The 12,947-nt window shown below is 46.0% G+C and carries 12 protein-coding genes; all 12 read left to right on the top strand.

The window, feature by feature from the left end:
- The first annotated feature begins 86 nt into the window (after nucleotides 1-86).
- The 12 genes from flgB to CSW98_RS10305 all read left to right on the top strand — a co-directional run bounded on the left by flgB (nucleotide 87) and on the right by CSW98_RS10305 (nucleotide 12,513).
- A complete protein-coding gene (gene flgB, locus CSW98_RS10365; RefSeq protein WP_100800426.1) occupies nucleotides 87-482 on the top strand; it encodes a flagellar basal body rod protein FlgB in 396 nt (131 codons plus the stop codon).
- A gap of 4 nt (nucleotides 483-486) precedes the next feature.
- Complete coding sequence (flgC, locus tag CSW98_RS10360) at nucleotides 487-903, top strand: flagellar basal body rod protein FlgC (RefSeq protein WP_100800425.1); 417 nt, start codon at nucleotides 487-489, stop codon at nucleotides 901-903.
- Between the two features lie 18 nt (nucleotides 904-921).
- On the top strand, nucleotides 922-1,626 hold the full coding sequence (flgD, locus tag CSW98_RS10355) for a flagellar hook assembly protein FlgD (RefSeq protein WP_100800424.1): 705 nt from the start codon (nucleotides 922-924) through the stop codon (nucleotides 1,624-1,626).
- A gap of 28 nt (nucleotides 1,627-1,654) precedes the next feature.
- Nucleotides 1,655-2,959: a flagellar hook protein FlgE gene (flgE, locus tag CSW98_RS10350; protein ID WP_100800423.1), complete on the top strand. Its 1,305-nt coding sequence runs from the start codon at nucleotides 1,655-1,657 to the stop codon at nucleotides 2,957-2,959.
- 270 nt (nucleotides 2,960-3,229) lie between these two features.
- Nucleotides 3,230-3,979: a flagellar basal body rod protein FlgF gene (locus CSW98_RS10345; RefSeq protein ID WP_100800422.1), complete on the top strand. Its 750-nt coding sequence runs from the start codon at nucleotides 3,230-3,232 to the stop codon at nucleotides 3,977-3,979.
- Between the two features lie 21 nt (nucleotides 3,980-4,000).
- Nucleotides 4,001-4,789 (top strand): flagellar basal-body rod protein FlgG, encoded by a 789-nt coding sequence (gene flgG, locus CSW98_RS10340; RefSeq protein WP_100800421.1) that lies wholly within the window; start codon nucleotides 4,001-4,003, stop codon nucleotides 4,787-4,789.
- A gap of 43 nt (nucleotides 4,790-4,832) precedes the next feature.
- On the top strand, nucleotides 4,833-5,609 hold the full coding sequence (gene flgH, locus CSW98_RS10335; RefSeq protein WP_100800420.1) for a flagellar basal body L-ring protein FlgH: 777 nt from the start codon (nucleotides 4,833-4,835) through the stop codon (nucleotides 5,607-5,609).
- A 48-nt stretch (nucleotides 5,610-5,657) separates the two neighbouring features.
- Nucleotides 5,658-6,749, top strand: coding sequence for a flagellar basal body P-ring protein FlgI (locus tag CSW98_RS10330; protein ID WP_100800419.1), 1,092 nt, complete (start codon nucleotides 5,658-5,660; stop codon nucleotides 6,747-6,749).
- 11 nt (nucleotides 6,750-6,760) lie between these two features.
- Nucleotides 6,761-7,696 carry a flagellar assembly peptidoglycan hydrolase FlgJ gene (flgJ, locus tag CSW98_RS10325; RefSeq protein ID WP_100800418.1) on the top strand — a complete coding sequence of 312 codons (936 nt, stop codon included), beginning with the start codon at nucleotides 6,761-6,763 and terminating at the stop codon, nucleotides 7,694-7,696.
- A gap of 79 nt (nucleotides 7,697-7,775) precedes the next feature.
- Nucleotides 7,776-9,701 (top strand): flagellar hook-associated protein FlgK, encoded by a 1,926-nt coding sequence (gene flgK, locus CSW98_RS10320; RefSeq protein WP_100800417.1) that lies wholly within the window; start codon nucleotides 7,776-7,778, stop codon nucleotides 9,699-9,701.
- An 11-nt stretch (nucleotides 9,702-9,712) separates the two neighbouring features.
- Nucleotides 9,713-10,933 carry a flagellar hook-associated protein FlgL gene (flgL, locus tag CSW98_RS10315; RefSeq protein ID WP_100800416.1) on the top strand — a complete coding sequence of 407 codons (1,221 nt, stop codon included), beginning with the start codon at nucleotides 9,713-9,715 and terminating at the stop codon, nucleotides 10,931-10,933.
- Between the two features lie 422 nt (nucleotides 10,934-11,355).
- Nucleotides 11,356-12,513, top strand: a complete 1,158-nt coding sequence (locus CSW98_RS10305; RefSeq protein ID WP_100800414.1) for a flagellin — start codon at nucleotides 11,356-11,358, stop codon at nucleotides 12,511-12,513.
- Nucleotides 12,514-12,947 lie beyond the last annotated feature (434 nt).

The following is a 12,947-nucleotide window of genomic DNA, read 5'->3' as shown; positions in this document are numbered from 1 at the left end:
ATAAAAAGACATTGGGTAAACATGCATTCTGGCATGATGATTGCTAACTTTTAACTGTAAGTCATTTATAAACGCAGAGGCACGGTATGGCCATTTCTTTCAACAACGCACTGGGAATCCACCAGCATACGGTCGGAGTTCGTGAGCGCAATGCAGAGATCATCTCAAGCAATATTGCTCAGGCGAACACGCCCGGTTTTAAGGCGAAAGGAATGGACTTTGACAAAGCACTTCAGGCGGCAACGTCGGGGGCAAACTTTGGTCTTAACCGGACAAATGAACGGCATATTGCTGCCACTACGAATGTGACCGGGGAAAAGATGTACCGTTTGCCGACTCAGCCGGATACCGGTGATGGTAATACGGTTGATGTGGATCTGGAGCGAAATCTGTTTATGCAGAATCAAATTCGTCATCAGGCATCTCTGGATTTCTTAGGAAGTAAATTCAAAAACTTAACTAAGGCAATTAAAGGGGAATAATTAGATGAGCTTATTTAATGTATTCAATGTGACTGGTTCAGCAATGAGTGCCGAATCTGTTCGTCTAAATACGACCTCTAGTAATTTGGCCAACGCCGATAGTGTCAGCGGTTCAGCTAAAGAAACTTACAAAGCCCGCCATGCGGTATTTGGTGCTGAGTTGAGTAGAGCGAAATACAATCGGGATCATACTATACCAGTTAAAGTTCTGGGGATTGTTGAGAGTGACAAGCCTCTGCAGGCTGAGTATAACCCGGAGCATCCATTGGCTAATGATGAAGGGTATATATACAAACCTAACGTTAATGTAATGGAAGAAATGGCAAACATGATTTCTGCCTCTCGTTCGTATCAGACGAATGTTCAGGTGGCAGATGCAAGTAAACAAATGCTGCTGCGTACGCTGCAGATGGGTCAATAAGGATAAGGAGATAGCGTAATGGCAATCAACAATGTTGGTCAAAGCGGCTTGTCCTATGTTGATCAGCTTAAAAATCTTCAGGAGCAAAATAAAGCAAGTGAAACCACTGGTAAGCAGGATCTTAAACAAGAAGACTTCTTATCGCTGCTCACTAAGCAACTTGCTCAGCAGGATCCTTTTAAGCCGGTCAGCAATGACCAGATGATTGCGCAAATGGCTTCATTTGCAACCGTTGATGGTATTAACAAGATGAATGGTCAGTTTGAAAGCTTAAATTCATCGATGACCTCTAACCAGGCTTTGCAGGCGTCATCGCTTGTCGGACGTGATGTTTTAGTCCCCGGAGCTGCCGGTATTAAGCAAGACAACGCAAGCATGGCGGCAATGGTTAAGCTTCCTCAGTCGGTGGATAACTTGTTTGTCCGGGTGGAAGATGAGCTTGGTCAGTTAGTACGTACTCTGGATATGGGGGCGACTCCTTCCGGTGATAACCGGATTGAGTGGGACGGTAAAGATGAAAACGGTAATCCATTGCCGGCCGGCAAATACAAAGTGAAAGCGGCAGGTTTGCTTAATGGAGAGAATACGGAGTTTGAGGTTTCGACCTATGCAAATGTAAATAGTGTTCTTCTCGGAAAAGGTGATGGTAATGTACTGCTCAATCTGGCTGGTTTTGATTCGCCAGTTCGACTTGCTGAAGTACTCGAAGTTGGCAAAGCGTAACCACGCTGGCTAGATAGGAGATTTTGAAATGTCATATATATCTTTAAGCGGCTTATCTGCTGCTCAGTTAGACTTAAACACGACCAGTAATAACATTGCGAACGCCAACACCTTTGGCTTTAAAGAGTCTCGTGCTGAATTCGGTGATGTTTATTCCAGTTCTATTTTTACTAACGCGAAAACCACTCCTGGCGGTGGTGTTCAGGCATCCAAAGTTGCCCAGCAGTTCCATGAAGGGTCAAGTGTTTATACTAATAACCCGCTGGATTTGCGTATCGGCGGCACCGGATTTTTTGCTGTATCAAAAGATCGTATGAATCCAGCTCAAAGTGAATTGACCCGTAATGGCGCATTTCACCTGAATAAAGATAACTACATGGTTACTTCGAATGAGGAATATCTGCTGGGTTATCAGGTGAATCCGGATACAGGTGATGTTCTCTCCTATGAGCCTACGCCGCTGAATGTTCCCGCGGAGTTTGGTAAACCAAAGCAGACCTCCAATATAGTCGTTGGTGTTAACCTGCCAGCAAATGGTGATCTGCATGATCCCGCGCTGTTTGATTTTTCTGATGCGGAAACTTATAACCGTTCTACCTCATCGACCATTTATGACTCGATGGGACAGTCCTACAAGATGACGACTTATTATCTGAAGGATATGACTCAGCCGAATACCTGGCAGGCGTACTACACAGTAACGGATAAAGAAGGGGAAAAACCTCTGAATATTACGGGTGGGGATGCGAGCGGCGGTAATGGTCAGGTCGGACATACACTGAAATTTAACAATGATGGTACACTGGCCAGTCTGAATAACGGGCAGCCTATTGTGTCTGATGCATTAGGCTCAGGTACACCACCGATTGATCTGAACGGCGGTGACCCGACTCAGATCCTCAGTTTCGGTCTGGATGCAGCTACTCAGTTTGCGGCTCCGTTTGAGCTGACCAAGTTTGATGAAGACGGAGCGACAACCGGCTTCCTGACCAAACTGGATTTTGATGAAAACGGCAGCGTGCTGGGTACTTATTCCAACGGCGAGAACGTGACTCTGGGACGTGTTGCTCTTGCCCGGGTGGCAAACGAGCAGGGGCTGGATAAAAAAGGCGGAACTCAGTGGGATTCTACCGAATATTCCGGTGATAAAATCTGGGGGGAATCGAATAAAGGTTCGTTCGGTTCGATCTCCAATGGTGCTCTGGAACAATCGAATATCGATATGACTCAGGAACTGGTTGACCTGATCTCTGCTCAGCGTAACTTCCAGGCGAACTCCCGTTCTCTTGAAGTACATAACCAGACTCAGCAAACTATTTTGCAGATTCGTTAATCTGCTATCAAATCTAACGAATAAATTGTGCCGGCAGGGTGAAGTCGATGTCCTGCTGGTATCATTACTGTTCATCATCTGGGTACCAGACGCAGGGACGCTTGCCGTCTGGTATGGTTGCCGCATCCGGCGGCAAAGAAAGGTATCTATTTTTTGCCTCTTTCAAAAAAACTCACCAAATTTCATTCTATCTACTTGTTAAATAAGTATTAATTTTCTTGGCACATCTATTGCTTTGTCTTAATCAGAAATGACTTTTGGAGCAATATTATGGATCGTGCACTGTTTCTTGCCATGAGCGGCGCTAAACAAAATATGCAGGAAATGCAGCTCAGGGCGAACAACCTTGCCAACGTCAGTACGACCGGGTTTCGTGCCGATCTGGCTCAGGCCCGTTCGATGCAGGCTTACGGTGACGGTTTGCCATCGCGTGTGTTCAGCATGACAGAGCGTCCGGGAAATAATTTTGCTCAGGGTAGTGTTATTACTACAGGGCGGGATCTTGATGTAACCATTGAAGGTGACGGCTGGATCTCGGTTCTGGATAAAACCGGTAAAGAAGGCTTAACCCGTAACGGTAATCTGCATATTGATGAAACCGGTCTGCTTTCTAATGGTAATGGACATTTAGTGCTGGGGGATAACGGAGCCCCGATAACTTTGCCAATTCCTCTGGCAAAAGTTGAAATCGGTCGTGACGGTACCATTTCTGTTTTGCCTCAGGGCGCACCTGCGAATGCGATGGAACAGGTTGACCGAATCAAGCTGGTTCGCTCTGATAACCGTACCTTATTCAAAGGGGCGAACGGTCTGTTTCAGTCTAAAGATCCTGCCGGAGAGTATATTGCTGATGCCGGAGTCAAGTTGCTGACCGGAGCCGTCGAGGGCAGTAACGTCAATGCCGTCAGTGAAATGACAAATTTAATCGATTTACAGCGCCAGTTTGAAATGCAAGTCAAACTGATGAGCAGCGCAGAAGATATGGATAAAGCATCCGATTCTCTGCTGCGTATGAGCTAACGGATAGAAAAGGGGTAAGCTATGCATCCTGCATTATGGGTAAGTAAAACCGGTCTTGACGCTCAGCAGACCAACATTGCAACTATTTCAAACAACCTGGCTAACGCCTCAACGGTAGGTTACAAAAAAAGTCGGGCAGTGTTTGAGGATCTTTTCTACCAAAACATCAATCAGCCCGGAGGCCAGTCATCACAAAATACCGAATTGCCGAGTGGTCTGATGCTGGGGGCGGGGTCTAAGGTTGTTGCAACACAGAAGATTCATACGCATGGTAATGCGCAAACAACCAATAACAGTCTGGATATGATGATTGAAGGAGATGGTTTTTTCCAGATCCTGATGCCGGATGGCAATATTGGTTATTCCCGTAATGGACAGTTTACTCTTAACGACGAAGGCATGATTGTTACCTCCGGTGCCGGTTATGCACTGCAGCCGGAAATCACCATTCCTGCTGATGCAATTTCTATTACTGTTGGCAATGATGGTGAAGTGTCGGTTAGAGTGCGTGGTCAGCAGGATAACCAGGTCGTCGGACAGATAACAACGGTTGATTTTATCAATCCGGGTGGTCTGGAACCGGTCGGGCAGAATCTTTACCTGCCGACTGGGGCAAGTGGTGAACCACAGGAAGGGGTTCCGGGTCTGGAAGGTCTGGGCGACATTCGTCAGTCCATGTTGGAAACCTCTAATGTTAATGTCACAGAGGAACTGGTCAATATGATTGAAGCGCAGCGTGTTTATGAGATGAATTCTAAAGTAATTTCTGCAGTGGATAAAATGCAGAGCTTTGTAAACCAGCAGCTATAAGCTGATGTGTAGCGGATATCCTGATTAAAGCGAGTAGGCTGTTATGAAACGATTGTTTGGATGCTTATTGATACTGATCCTTTCCGGTTGTTCTGCATTATCAACAGAAGAAACGACAGAAACGGCTCAACCAACTACGGTTGTGGATGCGATCGAAGGGGACAAGTCGGATGATACTTCTACCGGGCTTGTTGATACACTACGTGACAGAACGGATCCGGTTGCCGGAGACCCGGCCTGGTCACCGGTACATCCAACGGAAAAATCTTCCCATTATGCCGCTGCGACCGGCTCTCTGTTCAATACTGCCCATGCCAGCAGTTTGTATGATGATTCAAAGCCCCATGGTGTCGGCGATATTGTGACGGTGCTTTTGCAGGAACAGACTAAAGCAGCTAAAAGTGCAGATGCTGGGTTATCAAAAACGAATGATGCTTCAATGGATCCGCTGTCTGTCGGGGGGAACGAGTTAAAAGTTGGCGATTACAACTTCTCTTATGAACTGTCTAATAATAATAACTTCACCGGAAATGCTTCGGCCAACCAGAGCAACAGCATTAGTGGCTCGATTTCGGTTGAGGTTATTGATGTACTGGCTAATGGCAATCTTGTTATCCGGGGGGAAAAATGGCTGACGCTGAACACAGGGGAAGAATATATTCGCCTGAGCGGCACAATCCGTCCGGGTGACATTGCTTACGATAATACTATAGATTCAACCCGCATTTCCAATGCCCGTATTCAGTATTCCGGCACCGGCGATCAGCAGGACATGCAGGAACCTGGATTTTTGGCACGATTTTTTAATGTCTCGCTTTAGTTGAAAGAAAAAGTCGAATTTTTGGCAACAGGCAGAAGGTTTTCGGGAATGAAAAAGTTAACTGTGGTTATTCTTAGCTTAATGATGATGGCAACCTCAGCCTATGCAGCGAGAATTAAAGATGTAGCAAAAGTTGCCGGAGTCAGAAGTAACCAGTTGGTGGGTTATGGTCTGGTTACCGGATTGCCGGGTACTGGCGAGTCTACGCCTTTCACTAATCAAAGCTTCAGTGCCATGTTGCAGAATTTCGGCATCCAGCTGCCTCAGGGAACCAAACCTAATGCTAAAAATATTGCTGCCGTTATCGTTACGGCAGATATGCCGGCATTTACCAAACAGGGGCAACAGATTGATGTTACCGTTTCTTCCATTGGTTCTGCAAAAAGTTTGCGTGGAGGCACCTTGTTGCAGACCTTCCTGAAAGGTCTGGATGGTGAAGTCTACGCTGTTGCACAAGGAAATTTAGTGGTTAGTGGTTTCAGTGCAGAAGGTGCTGACGGTTCAAAAATTGTGGGAAATAACCCAGTTGTCGGTATGATTTCCGGTGGCGGAATGGTCGAGCGAGAGATCCCGAATCCGTTTGGCCGTGGCGATTATATTACCTTCAATCTACTGGAATCTGATTTTACAACGGCTCAGCGTATGGCTGATGCTGTGAATAATTTTCTTGGCCCGCAGATGGCTTCCCCAGTTGATGCGACATCAGTAAAAGTCCGTGCTCCCCGGGATTTGAGTCAGCGAGTGGCTTTCCTTTCCGCTATCGAGAATCTGGAATTTAATCCGGCAGAAGGGGCAGCAAAAATTATTGTTAACTCCCGTACCGGTACGATTGTGGTCGGTCAGCATGTCCGGCTGAAACCTGCCGCCGTAACTCATGGGGGGATGACGGTGGCAATCAAAGAAAAACTGAATGTAAGTCAGCCTAATCCTCTGTCGGATGGACAGACAACGGTTGTACCTGATTCTGATATCGAAGTCAGTGAAGCATCCGGCAAGATGTTTAAGTTTGAACCCGGATTGACTCTGGATGATCTGGTTCGTGCGGTTAATGAAGTGGGAGCTGCACCTTCTGATCTGATGGCGATTCTGCAGGCGCTGAAACAGGCCGGAGCGATTGAAGGCCAGCTGATTATTATTTAAGGAATAAGGCAATGGTGAACAATCCAAATGACATCGGCTTTATCCATGATATTGCCAGCCTGGATAAACTGCGTCAGAACGCCATAAACGGTGACAGTCGTGATGAAAAAGCGGCACTGAAAGCCGCGGCCAAACAATTTGAATCTATCTTTACCAGTATGTTGTTTAAATCCATGCGTGACGCCAATGCCACATTTGAATCCGATCTGATGAAAAGTCAGAATCAGGATTTTTATCGTCAAATGTTGGATGAGCAAATGGCCAGCGAGCTGAGTGCATCCGGTTCTTTGGGCTTGGCTGATATGATTGTGGCTCAGCTTGGTGCTGGTATGGAGAGTGATGAGTCAGAAATTGCAATACGTGAAGCGGCTCTGAACGGTATTCAGCGTATGCCGGTAGACCAGAGTCATGCTGTGAAAGCGGCAGAAGAGACTCTACAGGTGATGCGAACCCGGCGAATGGCTTCTGAGAAGGAACCATCTCCTGTTTTCGAATCACCGGAACAGTTTGTTCACTCTATGAGACCATATGCAGAGCAAGCGGCAGATGCTCTGGGTGTTGATCCGTCGTTGCTGCTGGCTCAGGCCGCTCTGGAAACCGGCTGGGGACAGAAAGTCGTTAAAAACTCTCAAGGCAGCAGTAATAACCTGTTTAATATTAAGGCAGATCGCAGCTGGAAAGGTGATAAAGTTGCTACGCAGACTCTGGAATTTCATGATAATATTCCTGTGCAGGAGCGTGCTGCTTTCCGTTCTTACCCTGATTATCAGGCAAGTTTTAACGACTTTGTTCGTTTCCTCAACCAGAATCCGAGGTACCAGATGGCACTGGCACATAATGGTAACTCTGAATCCTTTATTCGTGGTATTCATCAGGCAGGGTATGCTACTGACCCTGATTATGCTGACAAAATACTGGATGTGAAGGCCAGAATCGATCGTATGTAGCAGTCTGGCATACATATTGCAAAATCCCCACATAGATGAATTATCTTAACCTATTTCTTTTCACTGTGTTGGGGGCTTTATGGCATCGGATTTGTTGAATGTTGGTACTCAGAGCGTATTAACCGCTCAGAGACAACTCAACACCACAGGTCATAACATTTCAAATGCCAATACCGATGGTTATAACCGCCAGTCGGTTATTCAGGCTACCAACATGCCGAGGCAACTTGGCGGTCAAAACTACGGCATGGGCGTGCATGTGGAAAATGTTCGCCGCTCGTGGGATCAGTTTGCCGTCAATGAACTGAATACCTCTACCACGGAATTCAATAAGAACAGCGATACAGATCTCAATCTGGAATCGTTGACCGGTCTGCTCTCATCTCAGGCATCAACTAAAATTCCGGAAAATTTGAATGAATGGTTCGATGCCGTCAAAACCCTGACCCAGAATCCGAATGACCTTGGAGCCCGTAAGGTCGTACTGGAAAAAGCAGAACTGATTTCCAAAAGTATGAACAACTTTTATGAAGTTGTGCGGCAGCAATCAGCCGATACCAATAAGAAACTGGATGTTGCAGTGCAGCGAATGAATCAGCTGGCTGTTGAAATTCGTGATGTACATCGTCTGATGATGCGTACACCGGGGCCACACAATGATTTGATGGATACCCACGAAAGATTGATCAAAGAGCTGTCTGAATACACCAAAGTGACGGTAACTAAGCGGGAGAATAATGAAGGTTTCAATGTGCACATCGGTAATGGTCACACGCTGGTCTCCGGCTCAGAGGCTAGTACGCTAACCATGGTGCATGGTTCTCCGGATGCCAATCAGCGTCGGTTGGCTCTGATTGAAGGGGAAGGAGTGAAAGTGATTACCAATGATGGTATTGACGGCCGTCTGTCTTCCCTGTTCAGAATGCGGGATGAACTGGTTCCTCTGGTTCAGGATGAACTGGGTAGGGTGTCAACTGCAATGGCGTATGAGGTCAATAATCTACAGGCTCATGGTCTGGATATGCGTGGTGAAGTTGGTGCTCTGATGTTTACGGATATGAATTCGGATGAGATTCAGAAATCCCGGGTAATTCAGGATAAAGATTCACAAGCGGAGATGCGTGTTGCAATCGAAGATATCAGCCAAATTCAGGTTGGTGATTACTCACTGCGCTATGCTGATGGCGGTTATACGCTGACGAAACCAGAAGGTGAAGTTGTACAACTGAAACCGCGCTCCTATGACGGAAAACTGGTGTTTGACGGGCTGGCGATTGAAGTCAGAGAGCCACCAGAGGACGGAGAAAAACTGATGATTCGTCCGGTTCGCTATGGTGCAGAACAACTCAGATTACTGATTAATGACCCGGAAAAGATTGCGGCACAGAGTTATGAAAGCTCAAAGACCTTTGAGAGAGGGGAAGCTAGTTTCAGAGTAACAGAAGCCGGGGATCTGAAAGAATTTCAGGTTCTGGTTTCTCCTAAAGGTGATCAGTTTGCCGTACTGGATATGCAGGGTAACGTGCTGTTGAAACCGCAGGCTTATCCGCCGGAAAGTGCGGTGACCGTCTATCCTCCTGCCGGTATGTTGAAAGACAACGGGGAACCAGCAACAGAGGCAACTACGTTTGTATTAACTGCCGGTGCTCTTGCCGATGACCGCTTTGCGGCAAATTTAGTCCGCTCTGAAGGTGACAACGGCAATCTGCTGAAGATGCAGAATCTCAGTACGGATAAAAAACTGGATGGTGGCAGCTCAACAGTGATTGATGTGTACCACAACCTCAATACTGAAATGGGACTGAAAAAGTCAACGTCAGAAAGGCTGACAGAGGTTTCTCGTCTGGAAAAAGAAGCTGCTGAAGAACGTATTGCTTCCGTTTCCGGGGTTAACCTGGATGAAGAAGCCGCCAATATGATGCGTTTTCAGCAGGCTTACATGGCTTCATCGCGGATAATGCAGACCGCTAATGATACCTTCAACACAATTTTGCAACTGAGATAGGAGGCGGGTAGATGGTTGGTCGAATTTCAAGCTTCCACAGTTTTCAGGCTGTACAGAATGACCTGAGAAATCAGGAAGTAAAAATCCAGCACAATCAGGAACAATTGGCTTCAGGTAAAAAGCTGCTGAATTCTAGTGATGATCCGCTGGCAACACATTATCTGCAGAACATTGGTCAGCAGGAAGAGATGCTGCGTCAATATATGGATGCCATTGTTTTGGTACGTAACCGCCTGGAACATAATGAAGTACTGATAGGTAATTCCGAAGAGCAGGTTGATACCGCTAAACGTACCGTAATGGAAATGATTAATGGTGCGCATTCTGAAGAAGATCGGATAGCGAAGTGTCGTGAACTGCAGGAAATTTTTACTAACCTGATGAGTACGGGCAATAGCCAGGATGAACTGGGAAACTACATCTTTTCCGGTACTAAATCTAAGGACCAGCCTTTTTTCCGTAATAGTCAGAATGAAGTGACTTACGCTGGAGACCAGTATTACCGTGAAATGAAAATATCCAATCAGATTGAAATGCCGCTGAACAGTCCCGGCAGTGCCGTGTATATGGAAGTTGAAAATCCGTTTGGTGATTATGTACCGGAGTACAAACTGCAAAGTGGCTCGGAACTTCTGTTGGAAAGGGCAACCAATAGTTATTCACTGGTTTCCGATAACATCGCTGCAGAAGATAAGCCCGAGTACACAATAACGTTTGTAGATTGGGGGGATGGTGGCTACGGCTATCAGCTGGAAGAAGATGGTAGTGTTGTCGCGGCGGATAAACTGGATCTAAAAGAAGGTATTCAGTACGAAGATCTGAATATTAAGTTAAAAGGGCAAATCACTGCCGGAGACAGTATTACTCTGAAAGCGAAGGAAAAAATCAGTATTTTTGATTCACTGAAAAGAGCCATTGATTTGCAGGATGCCTCTGTATCGGATGCATCATCTACGGCTGATCTACACCGGGTGACCGAAGAGCTGAATGCCGGCTTTGTACATTTGACTAAGGTTCATACCGATATCGGTTCACGGTTAAAGACACTGGATATCCAGGAAGACCAGCATGAAGACTTTAAACTGACGTTGGCAAAATCAAGAAGTAGTTTTGAGGATCTCGACTATGCTCAGGCGGTTGTCGAGTTCAACGAAAACTCACTGGCACTGGAAGCTTCACAGAAAGCATTCGGTAAAGTGAAAGGATTGACCTTGTTTAATTATCTGAACTGATAACTGACCACTGCCTTATGTGCTGATGCCGTATGTGCGGTCAGGAAGTGATGAAAGACAGGAAAGACAAGGCAGGCAATTTCCAGAAGAGATATTGCCGGGCGGAATATAAAATGCGGCAAAACTTGCCGGTTAAAATATTGCCGCTTTTCTGTTGTCTTAAGGGGGGAGATTCAATGGTAAATGATTTTGAGGTTGAATCTAACTTACTGTATAAGATGATGTTTTTGTTTATTTTTAAATTCATCAAGAAAAAAATAAAAAGTGGCACGCTACTTGTATATATGTAAGTAAGGTAAAAATACATATTGGATCGGGTGTTGTCATCCGATTCAGCAAGTAAACACTCGGTCAGTGCTTATCCAAATGAGACTATAGCTGGCCGCTTCGCAGAAAGCTTGCGAACTCAAAGGAGAGCAAAAATGGCTGTTACAGTAAGTACTAACGTCGCGGCAATGACGTCTCAGCGCTATCTGAATAAAGCGACTGATAATCTGAATACCTCTATGGAGCGGTTATCATCTGGTCACAAGATCAACAGTGCAAAAGATGATGCAGCAGGTTTGCAGATTTCGAACCGATTGAAAGCTCAGTCTCGGGGTCTGGATGTGGCGATGCGAAATGCTAATGATGGCATCTCTATTGCGCAGACTGCGGAAGGTGCGATGAACGAGTCAACCGCAATCCTTCAGCGTATGCGTGATCTGTCACTGCAGTCAGCGAATGGATCAAACTCTTTTTCAGAGCGTCAGGCGCTTAATGAAGAGGTCACTGCTCTGCAGGATGAATTGAACCGTATTGCCGAAACGACTTCATTTGGTGGTCGTCGTCTGCTGAATGGTTCATTTGGTGAAGCTGCATTCCAGATTGGTTCTAACTCTGGTGAAGCGATGATTATGGGGCTGACCAGTATCCGTGCTGATGATTTCCGCATGGGTGGTGCTTCTTTCTTCTCTTCTCTGCCGGAAGGTGAAACTATTAGTAAAGACTGGCAGGTACGACCTGAAGCGAGTGACCTTAAGTTTACGTTCGCCGGTGCAGCCGAAGATGGTGAAGATCTTGTTATCGATATTCAGGCAAAAGCCGGTGATGACATTGAAGAGCTGGCAACCTATATCAATGGTCAGACTGATAAGCTCAAAGCGTCGGTTGGTGAAAACGGTATGCTTCAGGTCTTTGTTGCTACACCTGATTTAGCACAGGGTCTGGATATTTCCGGAGGGCTTGCCAGTGAAGTTGGTCTGGCCGGAGCTGAAGCGGTGAGAACCACAGCACAGGATGTTGATGTTACATCAGTAAAAGGTGCGCAGAATGCCGTCGGTATTCTGGATGCGGCACTGAAGTATGTAGACAGTCAGCGGGCAGACCTGGGTGCCAAACAGAACCGCTTGACGCATAGTATCAACAACCTGTCGAATATTCAGGAAAACGTTGAATCGTCGAAGAGCCGGATCAAAGATACGGACTTTGCCAAAGAGACAACAGAATTAACTAAAAACCAGATTTTGCAACAGGCAGGTACTTCCATACTTGCTCAGGCAAAACAGTTGCCAAACTCTGCCATGTCACTGCTTCAGTAGTGGTTATGGCAGAAATAGCCGGACTTTACATTAACAGGGGGTTCAGACGTGAACTCTCCGGTAAAGGAAGCTATTTGGCAACAGCATTATTAATAGGATAGTTGGAGGCTCTCTCACTCTCATATTGCTGAAGATTTAAATATTATTAATGCGCCCCGCACAGCCGGTTATGTGACATTTCTCTCGATCTCCACATAGGCATCTGGCTTGCAACCAGCCCCAGTTCTCTCAAAGAATGGGGCTTTTTTTTTATAAAAAACAACCGCTATCGACCAGATACTCAGCAACTTTAGTTTTTTTCCTCCAAATAGCGCTGTTCAGTGCAAAAATATTTTTTTTGAAAAAAATCCTAAAAATCTCCTAAAGGATTTATTTTCCGCGCCGTTAATGAAAGTAACTTTGAGAGAACTACTTGGTTTTCCGAGACGTCGGAA

The sequence above is a fragment of the Vibrio sp. HA2012 genome, assembly GCF_002812955.1.
GTDB lineage: Bacteria > Pseudomonadota > Gammaproteobacteria > Enterobacterales > Vibrionaceae > Vibrio.
The sequence above is the reverse complement of the archived record's forward strand: the minus strand, read 5'-3'. Positions and strand labels throughout refer to the sequence as shown.